The 18572-nt window shown below is 69.3% G+C and carries 14 protein-coding genes and 1 pseudogene; 7 read left to right on the top strand and 8 right to left on the bottom strand.

Translation table 11 applies throughout. The features are described from left to right. Positions 1 to 55: 55 nt before the first annotated feature. The 3 genes and pseudogenes from K368_RS0116630 to K368_RS0116620 all read left to right on the top strand — a co-directional run bounded on the left by K368_RS0116630 (position 56) and on the right by K368_RS0116620 (position 2872). Positions 56 to 1810 carry an outer membrane beta-barrel protein gene (locus tag K368_RS0116630; protein ID WP_027173309.1) on the top strand — a complete coding sequence of 585 codons (1755 nt, stop codon included), beginning with the start codon at positions 56 to 58 and terminating at the stop codon, positions 1808 to 1810. 149 nt (positions 1811 to 1959) lie between these two features. After that, positions 1960 to 2479, top strand: a pseudogene (locus tag K368_RS27680) (cysteine hydrolase family protein). A gap of 27 nt (positions 2480 to 2506) precedes the next feature. Beyond that, positions 2507 to 2872, top strand: coding sequence for a hypothetical protein (locus K368_RS0116620; RefSeq protein ID WP_197031025.1), 366 nt, complete (start codon positions 2507 to 2509; stop codon positions 2870 to 2872). 116 nt (positions 2873 to 2988) lie between these two features. Here K368_RS0116620 and K368_RS0116615 read toward each other — a convergent pair whose 3' ends face one another. From K368_RS0116615 to K368_RS0116590, 6 genes are all read right to left on the bottom strand, one after another. Then, positions 2989 to 3582: an AprI/Inh family metalloprotease inhibitor gene (locus K368_RS0116615; RefSeq protein WP_018043853.1), complete on the bottom strand. Its 594-nt coding sequence runs from the start codon at positions 3580 to 3582 to the stop codon at positions 2989 to 2991. Between the two features lie 160 nt (positions 3583 to 3742). Then, a complete protein-coding gene (locus K368_RS0116610) occupies positions 3743 to 4996 on the bottom strand; it encodes a cytochrome P450 (RefSeq protein ID WP_027173307.1) in 1254 nt (417 codons plus the stop codon). Further along, positions 4993 to 6288 carry an FAD-dependent oxidoreductase gene (locus K368_RS0116605; RefSeq protein ID WP_027173306.1) on the bottom strand — a complete coding sequence of 432 codons (1296 nt, stop codon included), beginning with the start codon at positions 6286 to 6288 and terminating at the stop codon, positions 4993 to 4995. Before K368_RS0116605 ends, K368_RS0116610 begins: the two co-directional genes overlap by 4 nt. Beyond that, entirely contained in the window at positions 6285 to 6527 is a 243-nt protein-coding gene (locus K368_RS0116600; protein ID WP_027173305.1) for a ferredoxin, read from the bottom strand. The genes K368_RS0116605 and K368_RS0116600 overlap by 4 nt, the downstream gene beginning before the upstream one ends. Positions 6528 to 6609: 82 nt before the next feature. Beyond that, positions 6610 to 7122 (bottom strand): GNAT family N-acetyltransferase, encoded by a 513-nt coding sequence (locus K368_RS0116595; RefSeq protein WP_027173304.1) that lies wholly within the window; start codon positions 7120 to 7122, stop codon positions 6610 to 6612. Then, positions 7119 to 7946 (bottom strand): DUF3750 domain-containing protein, encoded by an 828-nt coding sequence (locus tag K368_RS0116590; RefSeq protein WP_245259600.1) that lies wholly within the window; start codon positions 7944 to 7946, stop codon positions 7119 to 7121. The genes K368_RS0116595 and K368_RS0116590 overlap by 4 nt, the downstream gene beginning before the upstream one ends. Positions 7947 to 8084: 138 nt before the next feature. Between K368_RS0116590 and K368_RS0116585 the strand changes: the two genes are divergently transcribed. Both K368_RS0116585 and K368_RS0116580 read left to right on the top strand, forming a co-directional pair. Beyond that, complete coding sequence (locus K368_RS0116585) at positions 8085 to 10244, top strand: TonB-dependent receptor (RefSeq protein ID WP_027173302.1); 2160 nt, start codon at positions 8085 to 8087, stop codon at positions 10242 to 10244. Positions 10245 to 10397: 153 nt separating this feature from the next. Beyond that, positions 10398 to 10637 carry a hypothetical protein gene (locus K368_RS0116580; RefSeq protein WP_018043860.1) on the top strand — a complete coding sequence of 80 codons (240 nt, stop codon included), beginning with the start codon at positions 10398 to 10400 and terminating at the stop codon, positions 10635 to 10637. A 157-nt stretch (positions 10638 to 10794) separates the two neighbouring features. On the opposite strand, the gene K368_RS0116575 is transcribed toward K368_RS0116580, so the two are convergent. Then, positions 10795 to 11169, bottom strand: a complete 375-nt coding sequence (locus K368_RS0116575; protein WP_027173301.1) for a DUF6481 family protein — start codon at positions 11167 to 11169, stop codon at positions 10795 to 10797. Positions 11170 to 11383: 214 nt separating this feature from the next. Next, positions 11384 to 11593 carry a cold-shock protein gene (locus tag K368_RS0116570; protein ID WP_018043862.1) on the bottom strand — a complete coding sequence of 70 codons (210 nt, stop codon included), beginning with the start codon at positions 11591 to 11593 and terminating at the stop codon, positions 11384 to 11386. 667 nt (positions 11594 to 12260) lie between these two features. On the opposite strand from K368_RS0116570, the gene K368_RS0116565 reads away from it, so the two are divergent. Both K368_RS0116565 and K368_RS0116560 read left to right on the top strand, forming a co-directional pair. Beyond that, positions 12261 to 14198 (top strand): autotransporter assembly complex family protein, encoded by a 1938-nt coding sequence (locus tag K368_RS0116565; protein WP_036266416.1) that lies wholly within the window; start codon positions 12261 to 12263, stop codon positions 14196 to 14198. Beyond that, complete coding sequence (locus K368_RS0116560) at positions 14198 to 18538, top strand: translocation/assembly module TamB domain-containing protein (protein ID WP_051439903.1); 4341 nt, start codon at positions 14198 to 14200, stop codon at positions 18536 to 18538. The genes K368_RS0116565 and K368_RS0116560 overlap by 1 nt, the downstream gene beginning before the upstream one ends. Positions 18539 to 18572 lie beyond the last annotated feature (34 nt).

Here is an 18572-nt window from a genome sequence, read left to right as displayed (position 1 = left end):
GTCCTGTCGCGCGCACCGCTCGAGGCGGGGACCCGCGGAGAGACACTCGTCCGTGATGCGTGCAGGGCCGATCGCAGGATGGCGCAGGAGGGGGCTTCACGGCCTGATCCTGACGGCCGCCGTCGCCCTGCCGGGGACGCAGGCCGAGTCTCAGTCGAGCCAGGCGCCGCGGCCCGCCGCATCGACCTTCGGCAGCACGAATCCGTCCTCGGCCACGGGTGCCGGTAGTACCGGAGGCCCGACTTTGCGGGGCAGCGGGGCCTCCGGCGACGTATCCACCGGCGCCGCCTCCCCGAGCGACGGCGCTGTCTCGCAGACCGATGACGGCTCGGCCGGCACCCCCGCCCGACGGCGCTCCCTCGCTCCTGTCGCGCGTCCGGCCACGAGCGCCGGCAACAACCGCAATCCCACCGATCTCCTGCGCCTGCGCGCGATCCCGCCGCGCCGCTTCGGCGTGTCGACGGCGCGACCGGTCCGCTCCATCGTGCAGACGCCGCCACCCGACCTGCGCCTCACACCTGTGATCCGCAACGCTGTCGTCGGCGCGCCGCTGCCGACCCCCTCGCCCGTCCCGTCCCCGGCGCCGTCCCTGACCCTGTTGCCATTGGCCGGGATCGGCACGCCGGGCTCCTTCCTCGGCGCGGCCCTGCGCAGGCCGCTCGCTGTGGACGAGGCCTATGCCCCCCTCGGCATCAAGCTCGGGACCTTCACCTTCCTGCCGGTTTTCCAGCAGAGCGTCGGCTACGACACCAATCCGGACCAGATCACCGCCAACCGCGCCAAGGCGTCGCTCGCCCTGCGCACCGAGGGCGAGCTCGCCTTCCGCAGCGACTGGTCCTCGCATGAACTCGCGGGCGAACTCCGCGGCGGCTATCTCGACTTTCCCGACAACCAGGCCGCCAGCAGGCCCAATGGCGCGGGCACCGTTCGCCTGCGCCTCGACGCCAACCGCAGCACCACCGTCGACGTGGAGACCCGCTTCCTCGTCGAGACGCAGCGGCCGGGCTCGCCGGACATCAACGCCACGCTCTCGAACCGCCCGATCGTGGCCAGCTACGGCACGACGATCGGCGTCACCGAGACGTTCAACCGGCTGCAGGTCTCCCTGCGCGGCCTCATCGACCGATCGGAGTTCGAGAACGCGACGCTGTCGAACGGGGCGATCCTGAACCAAAGCGACCGCAACCTGAACCAGTACGGCCTGCGGCTGCGCGCCTCCTACGAGATCTCGCCGGTCATCTCGCCCTTCGTCGATGTCCTGGCCGATACCCGCGTCTACGACCTGCGCACCGATTCCAACGGGATCCGCCGGAATTCCGACGGCATCACGGTCACGGGCGGCGCCCGTGTGGCGCTCACCCGTTTCGTCAACGGTGAGGTCTCGGCGGGCCTCCAGCACCGGACCTATGTCGATCCGGGCCTGAAGGACCTCACCGCCCCGATCGTCAACGCGGCCCTGATCTGGACGGCGAGTCCGCTCACCACGGTGCGGCTCAACGCGGCCACCGGCATCATCGAGACCGCCGTTCCGGGATCGAGCGGCGTGCTGACAAAGGCGGTGACGCTGGAGGTGCAGCACGACCTCTTGCGCAACCTGTCGATCACCCTCGGCGGCGGTTACCTCGCCAGCGACTACGACAGGGTCGACATCACCGAACGCGGCTTCTCCGCCACCGCCCGACTCGATTACCGCTTCAATCGCTGGCTCTCCCTGCGCGGCAGCTACATCTACCAGCAGATCGACAGCAGCTCCGCCGGGTCGAGCTTCAGCGCCAACACTTGGTTGCTGGGGCTGCGGGTCACGCCCTGATCGGGCGTATCCCGAACATTCCGAGAAACTGCAGGCTTCGTCATGTGGCGAGACCAGTCCCAGACGGTCAGGGCCGAACGGATGTCGACCATGCTCTGGGGCCGATCCCAACCCTTTGCAGCCAGTCGGCGCGTTCGCTACCATATCGCATGAAACAGGCCCTCCTGATCATCGACGTGCAGCCCTGCTTCAATCCACCTGACTGGCAGGTCGAGCGGATTCGGTCATCTGGCATCGACCATGCACGCCATAGCGACGGTCGAGCGACACGACGAGGCGGTGACGCCATTCTGGCAACAGCTTGGCTGGAAACCGTCCCCCAACGATGATCCACTCGTGCACGCCGACAAGATGTTCGTGAAGCACGGCGACCTCCCACCCGTCGAACTCATCGGATACGCGAAGGGGCTGCACATCGAGCGTGTCATGGTCTGCGGCCTCCAGGCTGACACTTGCTGCCTTGCTGCGGGCTTCATGCTCTTCGACGCGGGGCTACGGCCGACCCTGCTCAAGTGGCTGACCGTAGGGTCATCGCTGGATCGATCGGCAGCTTTGGGAGCGGACCTCTGGCGGCATCATTTCGGCGCGGGAAGCGTCCTCGACCATCCTGACGATACGGTGCGCGTCCCATCCGTTGCGGATCTTCGCCCGCGAGGCGATGGACCCTAGAATCCCCATCGAAGCAGGGTTGGGGATGTGCTGATGAGAGCGTTCTGGGACGATTGCGGAAGCGGCGTCACCTCTGATCGTGCGAGGAATGTCGATCTTCGAGAGGCCGGGAAGATCTGGTCCGACGAGGTTCGCGGCGTGCAAGGCAACTTCTTCGGGCTGATCGACGATCTCGAGAGGACAATCCAGTTCTTGTTCGAGATGGGGATTCCGGACGGTGTCGACGATGCGAGGCATCTTCGGATCGTCCTGATGGAATTTCCGCAGCCGGAACTGAACGGGTCCTATGGAAGGCGAGTGGCGATCGGCGACGTCCAACAATTGATCGAGCTTGCGTTCGCAAGCGGGGCGGACCATCGCCAGTTTGGCGAACTGACCTTCACGGCCTGGTAGCGGGCCGGTCCCTCCGCCGGATCTGCGACAGCGCACCGTCATCGTGCCCGTAGGCGATTGGACGGCGCGCCGTCCGCGACCGTTTCGGCGATGGGTATCGAGGGGAGCTGCGGCCCCTACCGCGCCAGGGCCAGCGACGCGCCGGATTTGGACAGCGCCCCGTCCAGCGCCCCGCCGCCCTGGCGCAGGCGAGCCGTCACGGTGCCGCCGGGCTGGTAGAGATAGACTTCGCCGTCCCGGTAATCCCAGGCGGTGACCTTGGCGAGATCCTTGTTGGCGCAGCCGGAGGCGTTCGCCTTGTAGAGGTCGAGGGCGGGGGCGCTCGACAGGGAGACCTTGCAGGTCGCGCCCGTGGCGTCCTTGGCGTTCCAGCTTCCCACTACCGAGGAGCGGCCACTCGACACGATCGGCGGAGCCGGCGGCGGAACGTAGACCGGTTCGGCGACGACCGGGGCGGGCGCGAGAGCCACGTCCGCACCCACCGGAGGCGGGGCATCGACGGGGGCGGCGCTGGCGCCGGGCGGAGGCGCGAGGGGAGCGGAGGTCACCGGGCCGGCGGGCATGGCGGGAGCAACCGGTTCGAGGGCGGCCTGGGCACCGAGGCCGGCGCGGCTGCCGCGGCTCGGCCCGTCGAGGCGCGACGAGCTGCAGGCCCCGAGGCCTGCGGCAAGGGCGACGAGGGCAACGGTCGACAGGAACTGACGCGGCATCGATCTCTCTTCCCGGCGGGGACTTTGGCAATGGACTGGTGCGTCACCGCCAATTGCGCTGACGGCAAGGCAATGCCGCAGGCCGAAGAAGGGAAAGGCACGTCACCCCGGCTTTTCGGACACGGTGTGGCGGCAAGGCCGCAATCGTGCCCGAGCGACCTCAGCGGCGGGGTGCTACTCCGTCGATGGCGAGCCGGAGATGCATGGGGCCGCGCAGGGCCGCGCCCGAGCGATAGGGCGGCGGGTCGTCGATGAGACGCGGATGGACGAGGCGCTGCGCCAGCGCCACCAGGGCCGCTTCGGCTTCGAACCGGGCGAGCGGGGCGCCCGCGCAGTAATGGAGCCCGCCGCCGAAGCCGAAATGGCGGATGTCGGGTCGGTCCGGGTCGAACCGGTGGGGATCGCGGAACACCGCCGGGTCGCGATTGCCGGAGGCGAGGAGGAGCACGATATCGGCGCCCTCCGGGATGGTGGTGCCGGCGATGTCGATGGCGCTCAGTGCTTTCCGCGTCCGGAAATGCACCGGTGGGTCATAGCGCAGCATCTCCTCGACGAGACGCGGGGCGAGGCCCGGCTCGTATGCGAGCCGCGCGAGGATGTCGGGGTGCCGCACCAGTGCCAGCATGCTGTTGGCGATGAGGTTCACGGTGGTCTCGTGCCCGGCCACCAGCAGCAGGATGGCGGTGGCGATGAGGTCGACCTCGCCCATCCCCGCTCCGCCGTCCTTGCCCGATCCGCCGCTCATGCCCGACAGCATGTCGTCCTGCGGATGCCGGCGCTTCTCCTTGATCAGGCCGCGCATGTAGGTGGAGATCTCGTCGAAGGTAGTGATGTTCTTGGCGCGTGCCTCTCGGTTGCCGAGATTGTCCGGCTCGAGGGCCGAGGCGAGCTGCGTCGCCCAGCCGTGGAATTGCGGTTCGTCCTCCGGCGGCACGCCGAGCATCTCGCAGATCACCGTGACTGGAAGCGGGTAGGCGACGTCGCAGACGAGGTCGAGGCTCGTCGCATCGCTCTGTTTATCCAAGAGATCGGCCACGAGGTCATGCGAGCGACCGCGCATGGCGTGGACCCGCTGATGGGTGAACTGCCCCATCACGGCCATCCGCAGCCGGTCATGGTCCGGCGGATCACGGAAGATGAACGGGCGATGGGTGTTGGTGAGGTGGTCCTTGACCGGGTTGACGATCCAGTCCGAGAGCGGGTTGCCGGTCCGTGGACGCTCGCTCGGCGGAAGAGTCTCCGAACTGATCCGCGGATCGTGCAGGAGGCTCGTGATCGCCGCATGGGTCGAGACCACATAGGTGCCGTCGTCCTGGCGCGAGACCGGCGTCTCGCGCAGACGGGCATAGAGCGGATAGGGATCGGCCCGGTTGGCCTCGTCCTTGACCGCCTCGAACAGGCGTCCGGCCTTCATGACGATGTCCATTCCTCGGGAAAGCCTGGCTGCAGCACCGCGAGACCGTGTAGGTCGACCCCGACGCGGATCGGCGGGAACGGGGCATGGGCTGCGATAAGCTCGGCATAGGCAGGGAGCCAGCGCCCTGAATCGAAGGACAATGCGGCGATGCAGCGTCCCTTGGCGCCATAGACCACGACGAAGCGGCCCTCCTTCGGGCTCCCCTGCGCGAAGACCATGGCATCCGCCCCTTCGGTCAGGCCCACCGACTTGATGGTGACGCCGCCCTGCGAGGACCAGAAGGCGGGCATCTCGGCATAGGCCGCGCCCGTGGCCGCTCCGGCCAGGAGGCGCCCGGCATGCTCGCCCTGGGCCACCGCGTGGCCCCAATGTTCGAGGGAGACCGGGCGACCGTCGTAGAGCGGATGGGGAAAGCGCGCCACGTCGCCGGCGGCGGCGATAGCCCCGTCGGGGCGTCCCTCCGTGTCGAGGGCGTAGCCGGCCTCGTCGCAGACGACGCCGCCGGGGCCGGCATCGAGCCCCGATCCACTCAGCCATTCGGTGTTGCGCACGGCGCCCAACGCCACCACCACGAGGTCGGTTTCCACCTCACTGCCGTCATCGAGATTGGCCCGGACCACCTGGCCTGTCTCATTGCCTATGAGCCGCGCGACCTTGGTCCGGCTGCGCAGGTCGACGCCGAGAGCTCGGTGCAGGGCGGCGACGATCTCGCCCACCGGCTGTCCGAGGATCCGGGCGAGGGGCGCCGGTCCCGGATCGATCAGGGTGACGGCGCATTCGAGGGCCCGGCAGGAGGCCGCGACCTCGCAGCCGATGAAACCCGCGCCGATGATGAGGACGCGCTTCGGGCCGGCGGCGAGCGCCCGCCGGAGGGCGGCGGCATCGCCGCGCCCACGCAGGGTATGGACCCCGGCAAGACCCGCCTCAGTCGGATTCGACCAGGGTCGGGCGCGCGATCCGGTGGCGATGAGGAGCCGGTCGTAGGACAGGGTGGCGCCATCGGCGAGGCGGACCTCGCGGGCCTCCCTGTCGAGACCGATGGCGGCGACGCCGAGCCGCCATTCGGCATCCAGGGCATGGAGGTTCGGCAGCGTTGTCGCTTCAGGCGCGATGTCGCCGGTCAAGACAGCCTTCGAGAGCGGCGGCCGGTCGTAGGGACGATCTGGCTCATCGCCGATCAGGGTGAGGCGGCCCGCAAAGCCCGCGCGACGCAGGGCTTCTGCTCCGCGCAAGCCGGCGAGGGACGCGCCGACCACCACCGCATGCCCTTCGGCATTGATGTTCTTCATCGGCCTTGCCGCTCCGGATCCTCGACGCGGATCGCCTGGACCGGGCAGGATACCCGTGCCCGCTCGATGGAGAGACGGTCGGACGCGGAGGGCGCGGGGTCGTAGAACAGCGCCTCGCGCCCATGCAGCACGAAGTGCTCCGGCGCCGCGTAGCAGCACTGGGCGTAGGCCTGGCATCGGTTGAGATCGACGGTGACGCGCAGGGGCGAGCCGTCCGGCGGCGGTGGGAGATCGGGCATGGGGCTCGCTGAAGACGTTGCGCGACAAGGCGCTCGGGCTGCCGATGTTCCGTCCGGGGCACCGTGACGCGGCGTTCGACCTCTACGAATCTCGGTGCGCCCCGAGTGTCCGATGCATCACCAGGGCATCGATCAGTCCAAGGCTGGGGTGCCGGAACGCCCCGGGCAGGCAGGCGATCCGCAAGAAGCCGAGGCTCTCCCACAGGGCCACCGCGCGGGTGTTGCTGGCGACCACGAAGTTGAACTGCATGGCGAGGAAGCCCTGGCGGGTGGCGCCGTCAATCGCGTGCCGTCCCATGGCGCGGGCGATGCCGCGTCCGACCGCATCGGGATGGGTCATGAACCCGGCATTGGCCACATGGGCTCCGCCGCCCTGCTGGTTCGCCTTCAGCATGTAGGTGCCGAGCACCCTGTCCCTATCCACGGCGACGAAGACCTGGTTTGCCGGAGCGAACCAGTAGGCCAGCATGGCCTCGCGCGAGCCGTTGCGGGGCAGCGCATAGGTCTCGCCGGCCCTGATCACCGGCTCGAGGATGGACCAGATCGCATCGGCGTCGCCGGGTTCCGCCGGGCGGATGAGGAGGGGTGTCGTCATGCCGTTCCGATCCTGCCCCAGCCCGGAAGCTTGATCGCCGGGCGGCGCAGGTCGAGCCCCGCGACGAGACCGAGCAGGTTGAGCTCGATTCCCTCCACCCAGCCGATGGTGAGCCCGGCATATCCGCCCAGGGTCAACCGGATGCCGGTGCCGCTCGGCGTGCGCTCGACGATGCGGCCCGGCGGCGCCCAATCCTTGCCCAGGGCCGTCGGTGGCAGGGTCACCCGTGGCTCGGGCAGGCGGGCGAGGACATGGGCGGTGAAGCTGTTCGAGTTCGGGCCGGGCCAGGCCTGATAGGTGCCGAGCGCCCGGTAGGGATAATCGGCCACCGCCGCGCGGATCGCCGGGATGGCGCGGGCCGCGTCGTCCCCGTCGAGGGCGAGGACGGTCTGCGGATCGTTGCCGAACCAGCGTCCATCCGCGGCCCAGCCGTCCGTGCGGACCGGCATCCCCCAGCCGACCACGTCGTAGCGGGTGTAGCGGGCGGCACCGTCCGGCTTCACCACGATCCAGCTGTGATGAGCGAAGATCCCCCGCCAGCGCCCGACCCGGGCCGCATAGACCCGGACGAGGGCCGGGTCCGACGCTCTGGGCGGGCGCAACAGCCCGGCGCTCGACCAGTCGGCCATCGCCCAATCCGCCGCGCCACCGCCCCGCGCCATCCACCACAGGGCATGGCTGCCGAGTGGCAGAAGGAACAGACCGAGCAGGAGGAGGCCGAGCACGCGAAGACTCGCGCCGAGGAGGGAGAGGGAGATCACGACGGGGATCTTTGCCTGCGCGAGGCCTCGCGCAAGCGCCGCCTTCGTCGCATCCACAATCATCGCCCGCCGCCGGCCGTTTCGGCGATGATGCGCATCGGCCACAGTAGGGTCTCAACGGCGACGCGGCCCATATCCCCCCCTTGCCGCATGAAACGCACTCAGTAATGAAACATTATAACATACTGATTTCGGGGCGTGATGCGGATGAGACGATCGAGGATCTGGCTGGCCGGGACGATGCTGTCCGGCGCGATGATCGCCCCCGCGGCGGCTCAGCAGGCCGAGGCGACGCTCTCTGAACTGAGCGTGACTTCCGCGAGCCCGATCCTCCCCGCCCCCGGCCCTTCCGCCGTCGGGGGCTTTCCCACCGGTGTGCTGCCGGTCGTCGGCGACAGCCTCTCGCCCGTCACGGTGGTCACCCGCTCAGAGATCCAGCGCAACCAGCCCCGCACCCTCGGCGATGCCCTCTCCGACCGCCCCGGCATCTCGTCCTCGACCTATGCGCCCGGAGCGGCTTCGCGGCCGATCATTCGTGGCCTCGACAATGCTCGGGTGCGGATCCAGGAGAACGGCATCGTCAATGGCGGCGTGTCCGATCTCGGCGAGGACCATGCGGTGCCGGTCAACCCGCTCACCGCCGACCGGATCGAGGTGATCCGGGGCCCCGCGACCCTGCGCTACGGCTCGGGCGCCATCGGCGGCGTGGTCTCGTCCGAGAACAACCAGGTACCCACCTTCATCCCGGCCCGGGGCGTCTCCGGCCAGGTCACCACCGGCTATTCCAGTGTCGATAACGGACGGCTCGGCGCGGCGAGCGTCGATGCCGGGGCCAACGGCATCGCGGTCCATGCCGACGGTTTCAAGACGGCCACCGATTCCTACGCCATTCCCGGCGGTATCCAGCGCAACTCGGCCACCGAGACGCAGGGCGGCTCCATCGGGATCTCGGCCATCGGCGATCGCGGCTTTTTCGGCGTGTCGTTCAGCCATTACGAGGCGATGTATCAGATCCCCGGAGGCGAGTCGGAGGAGACCCGCTCGCGCCTGAACCCGAACCAGGACCGCGTGCTCGCCCGTGGCGAGTACCGCCCGCTCCAGGGGCCGTTCGAGGTGCTGCGGTTCTGGGCCGGCGGCTCGGTCTACCGCCACGAGGAGATCGGTCTCGCCCATCACGACCATGAGCATGATCACGACCATGCGGAGGTGGCCGGTCCCGAGGGCGTGCAGGCGATCTTCAAGAACCGCGAGGTCGAGGCCCGGTTCGAGGCGCAGCACGTGCCGGTCGTCACCGCGCTCGGCACCCTGACCGGCGCGGTTGGCCTGCAGACCAGCCGGCGCGTCCTCAATTCGCAGCTCGAAAGCTTCCTGCCGCCCACGGAATCGCGCTCTCTGGCCGGCTATCTGTTCGAGGAACTGGCGGTGGGAGGCGGCCTGCGCTTCCAGGCGGCGGGCCGGATCGGGAACGACCGGCTCAACAGCGTCGCCACGCTATTCCCCGCCGACTACCTGCCCGGCGGCATCGATCCGACGAGCTTCGCGCTGACGCGCCGCTTCGCTCCCAGGAGCCTGAGCGTCGGAGCGCTGCAGGACCTGCCCTACGGGTTCGTGGCGAGCGTCAACGGCTCCTATGTGGAGCGCGCGCCGACCAGTTACGAGCTGTTCTCGCAGGGGCCGCACCACGCCTCCGCGACCTTCGAGATCGGTGATCCGACCCTGAAACTGGAGCGTGCCCGCACGGTGGAGCTCAGCTTGCGCCGGACCGAAGGCCCCCTGCGCCTGGATGCCACCGGATATGTCACGCGCTATACCGGCTTCATCTACCGCCGGGATACCGGCAACCGCTGCGACGACGATTTCGCCTCCTGCGGCAGCGGGGACGAGTTGCGCCAGATCGTCTACTCGCAGGCCAACACGACCTTCTACGGCGCCGAGATCGGCGCACAGCTCGACATCCTTCCCGTCGGCGACGGCTGGGCCGGGATCGAGGCACAGTACGATTTCGTGCGGGCGCAGTTCGACGACGGTTCCTACGTTCCGCGCATTCCTCCCCATCGCCTGGGCGGCGGCGCCTTCCTACGGGCGAACGGCTGGTTCGGCCGCGTGAACCTGCTCCACGCCTTCGACCATACGGAGATCGCTCCGTTCGAGACACTCACGCGGGGCTGGAACGATCTGCGCGCCGAACTGGCGTATACGCAGTCCCTCGATCCGGCGATCCACGGTGCCAGCGAGGTGACGGTGGGGCTCCAGGGACGCAACCTCCTCGACGATGACATCCGCAATTCGGCCTCGTTCAAGAAGGACGAAATCCTGCTGCCCGGCCGCAACGTCCGGCTGTTCCTGACGGCCCGGTTCTGAAGCCGGACCCGGTCTCGCAGGAGACCGGAACGGTCCGGCGCCGGACCGTCGCATGCCGTGTCGGACAGTTAACTGCCCGCTCGGCGGCAAACCGTGCTAGAACACGGCCAACCCCGCACGAACCCGTGCCCTGGGCAACTCCATGAGGCCCAAGTGGCGAATGCGTTCAAGAGTGGTGCGTCCCAGTCGCGCACCACCAACGATTTCAACGAACGGGCCAAGCAGCTCTCCGAGCGTCTTGGCGCCATCGAGAAGCCGGCGCAGATGAAGCGTGGCAACGCTCCGCGTCGTTCGTTCAAGGCCGGCCCCCGTCCCGAGGCGGATACCGAGCCGAAGGGCGAGGTCGAGACGACGTCCGAGAAGGACGAGGGCGAAGCCGAGAACGAGGCCTGAAGCCGACGCTCTCGTTCGGCTTCGACGTGAGTCGAGGCGACGACGCGAAAGGGCCCGGATAGAAGCACCGGATACGAAATCCGGTGCCACGATCCGAGCCCTTGCAGTCATTGGGACAACCGAGGCCTCCCTCACGAGGGACGGTCCATTCAGGCCCTCAGCGACGGGCCTTGGCCTTGCGGGCAGCATAGCGTGCATCGCGCTGGGCCTTCTTCTCGGCCAGGTCGATCGCCTTGCGTTCGGCGGCGAGACGAGCCTCTTCCTCTTCGCGGGCGATCTGAGCGGCGAGCTCTGCCTCTTCGCGAGCGCGCTTTTCTTCAGCGGCCTTCTTTTCGGCCGCGATACGGGCGGCCTCGCGTTCACGAGCCCTTTCGTCCCGGGCGCGGGCAACCGCGGCGCGGGCCTGGGCCTTGGCAATCATGTCCGGATCATCCGCCGGGGGACGGGCCTTGAATTTTTCCAGCAGCATCTGCTTGGCGCTGGCGGAGTTCTTACGGCGGTCGTCGAAATTCCTGTAGTCGAAGGCGCTCATCTGACCTTTCTCGGGTGGTGCGTCTCGGCCCGTTCCGCGAGCGGAAGCGCGCGGCGCTGAGCCTTGCTGTGAATCATCGAAAGACGGGATCGAATCGCAAAGCCCAATGCCTCACGATTCGGTCGGAATCAACAGAAGCCGCCCATGGCAGGGCGGCTTCTTACACATGTGTTGAACGAAGGCCTCACCGGGACAACCTTCGCTCGTCCAGGCCTCAGGCCGCCTGGAGGTTCCCGGCGGATTGCTTGCCGGTGCGGCGGTCGTTCTCGATCTCGTAGGAGAGCTTCTGCCCCTCGATGAGATTGCGCATGCCGGCGCGTTCCACGGCCGAGATATGGACGAACACGTCCTTTCCGCCGTCATCCGGTTGAATGAAGCCGTAGCCCTTGGTCTCGTTGAACCATTTCACGGTGCCCGTGCTCATGGAAATGTCCTTCTCGCCGTCGGGAGAAACGCGATTGCAGGGGTCGCGCTCTCGTCTCGAATAAAGTGTGGAGGGGCCTCTCGGGCCACGGTAACGCTACGCGCGGCCGACAGGGCGCAGGATCTCGGAGATGCGATAGGATCGAAGCGACGGCCCGCGGCAGTTCTGCAGCGACTGCTGGGCGTGCGACCCGGAATGAACCGGCAGGGGATCGTGGAAGACAAGGTCCGATAGGTGAAAGTTAGGGTGCCTGCGATGCTCAGACAAGGCTCCCGACCGTTCCGGGTTCCCGACATAGCCTGCGATTTCCGCCGACAAAGCAAGCCGACTGAATGACGGGCGGTTCCCGTGCCGAGGACAGTACGGGCCGGGCTGCGGCACTGCCCGAGGTTGCCCCCGCCGGGGGCGACGGCTAGGCTTGCCACTCTGCGACATGAGGCGAGGAACGACCTTAACGACCCGGTGAGGGGTCGTCACGGAAGGTTGACCGGCATCGAAGCGGGGGCGGGATGACGGAGTTGAATGTGGGCGGACGAACCTCCGGGGTTGCGTCGCCGCGGGTGCTGAGAGCGGGCCGGCCGGGATCGCGGGCGGGTCGCGCTTCGTGACGTCGAGCACACGGAATTCCAAGGGCAGAGGCATCAGACACGGCTGTGCTGGCGTGGCCATGGCCGTCCTCGGCGGCGTGTCGATGACCGCCCTCTCCTGCTCTCCGGCCGTCGCCTTCGATCTGTTCGGCCTGTTCGGTTCCGAGGAGGAGCCCCCGGCGCCGAGCCGCGAGGCGGTGCCCTATTCGGTCAAGTTCCAGGGAATCGAGGACGACGACGTCCTGCAGGCCCTGCAGGACACCTCGACGCTCTATCGCCTGCGTCAGGACGCGCCGCCCGATGGCGAGGGCATCGTGCGGAGGGCGGAGGCGGACCTTCGCCGCCTGTCCGACGTGCTCTCCGGCTACGGTTACTATCAGGGCAAGGTCGGCATCCGCATCGACGGGGTCGAACTGACGGGTGAGGCCTCGGTCGCGGCCGCGGCGCGGGCTGCCGAGGGCGGCCGGAACCGCGCTCTGGTGCCCGTGAAGATCGTCGTCGATGCCGGCCCGCTCTACAAGCTCCGCACCGTGGCGGCCTCCGATCCCCGCGGCAACGATTTCCCGTCCGAGGTGTTGCCTGAGCGTTTCATCCGGGTGGGCGACGATATCCCAGCCCGCTCGGCCACTGTGCTCGCCCGCGAGGCGAAGATCGTCGACCGCTTCCGGGCGTTGGGCCATCCCTTCGCCAAGGCGGTCTCCCGCGATCCGGTGGTGGATGATGCGGCCCATGTCATGGACGTGCGCTTCACCATCGATCCGGGCCCCATCGCGGGGCTCGGCGAGGTCGCCGTGCGCGGCACCACCGGCATCGACCCCGCTGTGGTGCGCTCTTTCATCTACAGCGAACCGGGGGATCCCTATTCGCCCAAGGCCGTGGCCGACATTCGCCGGTCCGTCGCCAAGGTCGAGGCCCTGGGCTCCGTCCGGGTGCGCGAGGGCGAGGCCCTCGACGCGCAGGGCAACCTGCCGATCTTCGTGGACGTGACCGAGCGCGACCGCAACCTGATCGGGGTCGCGGCCCGCTTCTCCACGGTCGATGGCCCGGGCATCCGCGCCTACTACGCCAACCGCAACCTGTTCGGCGGCGGCGAGACCCTGCGGCTCGACGCCGACATCTACTATCTCGGCAACGACCTCTACGCTGCGCAGCGCAAGGCCGCCGGGATCGACTCGAACGGGCTGGGCGGCCGGATCTCGGCGACCTTCGTCAAGCCGGCTCTGTGGGGTACGCGCAACGACCTCGTCGCCAATGTCTTCGCGGGCCGCGAGGCCCAGCAATCCTACGTCTCGGACGCGGCCGGCGGCACGATCGGCATCCGGCACCGGTTCTCCGACACGTTCTACGCGCAGATCGGCGTCGACGGTCAGGCCGGCCGCTCGCAGGACGCGCTCGGCAAGGTCGACTATCGACTCGTCGGCGTGCCGCTGTCGGTAGCCTACGATTCCACCGACAATCTGCTCGACCCGACGCAGGGGTTCAGGGCGACCGCCTCGGTGACCCCCTATGCCGGATTCCTCGGTTCGGATCCGTCGATCTTCGTGGCCAAGGCGCAGGGCTCGACCTACTACGCCATCGACGACGAGGCCCGCTACATCCTCGCCGGCCGCATCGGCTTCGGCTCGATCTCCGGCGCGAGCCTGGAGGACATCCCGGCCAACATCCGCTTCTTCGCCGGCGGTGGTGGTTCGGTGCGCGGCTTCCCCTACCGGACACTGGGCCCGCGCGGGCCGTTCAACCTGCCGGTGGGCGGGCGCAGCCTGCTCGAAGCCTCGGTGGAGGCCCGCGTGAAGATCACCGACACGATCGGGATCGTGCCGTTCTTCGACGCAGGCACCGCCTTCGAGGGCAGCCTGCCGGATTTCGAGGAGCGCATCCGCTACGCGGCGGGACTGGGCCTTCGTTACTATACCGGCATCGGCCCGATCCGCGTCGACGTGGCGTTCCCCCTCGATCGCATCAAGGGGAACCGCGAGCGTCCCGTGGCCCTGTACATCAGCCTGGGGCAGTCGTTCTGATGGAGTTTTTTGAACGGGTTTCCGGTCGGCGCGCATCGACCCTCCCCCTCGCGGCGGTCTTCGGTCTTGCCGTACTTGTCGCCGTGCCGGCACCGCCGCGCGCCGACGACGGCGAAAAGACCGTCCTCGGCGGCCTCCTGTCGAAGGCGCTCTCCACTCCCGGCTCGCAGGTCTCCATCGGCGCCGTCGATGGGGCGCTCTCGTCCAATGCCACGATCCGCGACGTGGTGATCAGCGATCGCAACGGTGCCTGGCTGAAGCTCGACAAGGCGCGTCTCGTCTGGAGCCGCCTTGCCCTCCTCTCCGGCCGGTTGCAGGTGGACAGCCTGGAGATCGGCCGTCTCGAAGTTCTGCGCCGTCCCCTCCCCGCCCCGGTCTCGGCGACGCCGGAGCCCGATGGTTCGCTGCTGCCCGAGTTGCCCGTGAAGGTGGAGATCACCGCCTTCAAGCTCGCCGAACTCGTCCTCGGCGAGACCGTCGCCGGTCAGCCGGCACGCCTCTCCGCCGAGGGCAAGGCTAAGCTCGGCGCCCCGTCCGAAGGGCTCGACCTCGACCTGTCCGTGCGCCGCCTCGATGCCACCGGGCAATTCGTCGCCCGCCTGCTCTTCGTGCCCAAGGGCGAGAAGCTCGAGGTGAAGACCACTCTGGTGGAGGCCGCCGGCGGCCTGCTGTCCAAGTTCGCCAACCTCCCCGGCGAGCCGCCGATCAACCTCGATCTCGACGGACGCGGCACCCTCGACGCCTGGAACGCCCGGCTCGATTTCGATGCCGGTCCCGATCTCGGCGCGAAGGGCACGGCCCGCATCGCCCGCGCCGGCGCCGACCGCTCCCTCACCCTCGACCTGTCCTCGCGGATCGAAGGGCTGCTGCCCGGCCCGGCGGCGGCGATCTTCTCCGGCACCACCAAGCTCGACGGCGCCCTGCGCTTTGCCGATAACGGCGCCTTCGGCATCGACCGCCTCGCCCTCGCCTCCCGCACCGCCCGCCTCGATGCCTCGGGCAGCCTCACGCCGGAACGGGTCGCCGATTTCACGATCTCCGCCCGCGCCGTCCCCACCGATGGCAGCGTCACCAAGGCGGCCAATGCCGAGCTCGACACCCTCGTCTTCGACGGGACGGTGCAGGGGCCGATCGCCCGGCCACGGGTGAACGGCGACCTCAAGGCGGCGGGCCTGCGCGCGGACGGCAACGTCCTCGAGCGGATCGCCGCCAGCCTCGCCATGGAACCCACGGGCGGCGATCCCAACGCCACCCGCTTCGCGCTCCGTGCCGATGCCAATGTGGAGGGTCTGAAGCTCGCCGACCCGGCCCTGCGCCGTGCGGTCGGATCGCGCGGTGCCTTCACCTTCCGCGGTACGCTCCAGCCCGACGGCGTGGTCGATGTGGCGGCGTTCGATCTCGACGCGCCCACCGCCACGCTGTCCTATGCCGGCCGCGTCGGCCAGAACACGCTCACCGGAACGCTGAAGGCGGGGCTCGCCGATCTCTCCGCCTTCTCCGATGTGGCCGACCGGACCCTTGCCGGCAGCGTTGCATTGAAAGCCGCCTTGAGCGGCGATCCCGCCCGCAAGGCGGTGACCGCCGATGTGGATGCGACGACGCGGGGGCTCGTCCTCGGCCTGCCGGCCCTCGACCGGCTTCTCGGCCGTGAACCGCGTTTTTCGGGCAGGCTCTCGCAGGTCTTCGACGGCTACAGCTTCGACGGCGTCAAGCTCGACGGCGCCGAAATGGTGGCCCGGCTGGAGGGCAAGGCCACGGCACGTCTCGCCGACGCCAAGCTTCTGGTCGACGTGAAGAGCCTCTCGGCCGTCGATCCACGCCTTGCCGGCCGCGCCCTCCTCGACGGGCGGCTCTCCGGAACCCTGGAGAAGCCGGACCTCACCGCCACCCTCACCGCCGCCGACGGACGGGCACTCGGCCGCCCGATCCGGGACGTGCGCGTGGCCGCCGCGCTGAAGGACCTCACCGGGGCGCTCGACGGGACGCTGGCGCTGGGCGGCGAGATCGGCGGCAAAACCCTGCGCGGGGACGTGCATCTCGCTCGCACGGGCGCGGATTGGTCCCTCGACCGGCTCGCCGTGAATCTCGGCTCCGCCACCCTCGCCGGCAAGGCGGTCGTCGATGCGGCGACCCTCCTGACGCAGGGCAGCGTCACGCTCTCGGCCGCCAATCTCGACGACCTGTCGCCGCTTGCCCTCACGCCGCTGGCCGGGAGCCTCGACGCGACCGTCGCCCTCTCGCGCGGAGGAGGACGCCAGGACGCTTCGGTCAAGGCCAAGGGCGTCTCCCTGCGCTCGGGCGAGATCGGCCTCGCGCAGCTCGACGCCGACCTCACCGGCCGCGATCTCCTCGCCCATCCCGTCGTGGACGGGCGGGTCAATGCCGACCGGGTCATCGCCGCCGGCGAGTCCATCGACACCGTGCGGCTCCTCGCCGTGGGGTCGCCCAATGCCAGCGACATCACCCTCACCGCCAAGGCGCGCGGCTTCGATCTCGACGGGGCCGCGCGGCTGGTTCCGGCCGAGGCCACGCGGATCGAGCTGTCGCGATTCTCCGCGTCACGCGGCAAGGACCGTCTGGCGCTGGCCGGTCCGGCGACCGTCACCCTCGACAAGGGGTCGGCCGTCATCGACGGCCTCGTCATCGCCGCCGGTACCGGGCGGGTCAGTCTCGCCGGCAGGGCCGGGTCGAATCTCGACCTGAAGCTCGGCATCCGGGCGCTGCCCCTGGCGCTTGCCCGCATCGCCTCGCCGAGTCTCGCCCTCACCGGCACCCTCGACGGAGACGCCGATATCCGCGGTACGTCCTCGCGGCCGGAAGGGCGCTATGCCCTCTCGGTGGCGAAGGTCGTGACGCCGGAGACGCGTAAGGCCGGCCTCCCGCCCATCGACGCCAAGGCCAGCGGCACCCTGAGCGACGGCCGCGCCGGGATCGAGGGCCGTGTCTCCGCCGGTCGCGGAGCAGAGCTGACCCTCGCCGGCTTCCTGCCCGTCTCGGCGGGCGGGCCCATCGCCCTGAAACTGCGCGGCACCCTCGACGCGGCCATGGCCAACAGCCTGCTCAGCGTCGGCGGCCAGCGGGTCGCCGGCCGCATCGCCCTCGACGGGGGCGTGTCGGGCACCCTCGATGCGCCCCGTGCCGAGGGGGGCGCCACCCTCTCCGGCGGCAGCTTCATCGATCCGCTCCAGGGCATCGCCCTCAAGCAGATCGAGGGCCGCGTCACCGGGCGCGGCGATACCCTGGTGGTGGAGCGCCTCACCGCGCAGACCCGGAACGGCGGCGGCCTGCAGGCCAGCGGCCGCGTGGCCCTGGACCCGAATGGCGGGTTCCCCGGCACGTTCAAGATCACCGCCGAGCGGGCCGAACTCGTCTCCAGCCCCATCGTCACCGCCACCGCGAGCCTCAACCTCGCCTTGAGCGGTCCGTTGGCGCGGACGCCCAAGATCTCCGGCCGGGTCGACCTCGCATCCGTCGACGTGACCGTCCCCGATCGCCTGCCTGCCACGGTACAGCCCCTGCCCGGCGTGCGCCGGGTCAATACGCCCGCGGACGTGCGGGCGCGCGTCGATGCGAAGGCCGACCGCACGGCGAAGGTCGCGGCTCTGGGCAAGCGCAGGAAGACGCCTCCGCCCTTCGACGCGACGCTGGACGTGGCCGTCCATGCGCCGAACCGCATCTTCGTACGCGGGCGGGGCATCGACGCGGAACTCGGCGGCGACCTGCGCCTCACCGGCACCTCCCGCGACCCGGTGGCGGTGGGCGACTTCGCCATGCGTCGCGGCCGCCTGAGCATCATCGGCCAGCGCCTCGACTTCACCCGTGGCCGCCTCGCCTTCAACGGCGAGCTCGCGATCCCCGATCTCGACTTCCAGGCCGAGACCAAGGCTGCCGAGGTCACCGCCCGCGTCGCCGTGACCGGCCCGGCCAACCAGCCCGACTTCGTCCTCACCTCCGACCCGTCCCTGCCGCAGGACGAGGTGCTATCCCGGCTGCTGTTCAAGAAGGCGGCCGGCGGGCTCTCGCCGTTTCAGGCGCTGCAACTCGCCCAGGCTGTGTCGCAGCTCTCAGGCGGGGCCGGCGGCCCCGACGTGTTCGAACAGGCCCGCAAGGGGCTCGGGCTCGACAGCCTCGATGTCTCCACCGGCGCCAGTGGCGGCCCGGCGCTAGGGGCCTCGCGCTACCTCAGCGACCGTCTCAGCGTCGGTGTGAAGGCCGGCGCCAAGCCCCAGGATACTGCCGCCACGGTGGATTACGACGTGACCCGCCGCATCAAGATCCAGGGCGAGGCCGGCAGTGACGGCCGCACCGCCGTGGGGGTGGGCGCCGAATGGGAATATTGACGGTTCCGGGACGATCACCGGGCACGAGACCGGA

Source organism: Methylobacterium sp. 10 (genome assembly GCF_000519085.1).
In the GTDB taxonomy this organism is placed as follows: domain Bacteria; phylum Pseudomonadota; class Alphaproteobacteria; order Rhizobiales; family Beijerinckiaceae; genus Methylobacterium.
Note: the sequence above shows the minus strand (reverse complement) of the source record. Positions and strands in the feature narration are given on the sequence as shown.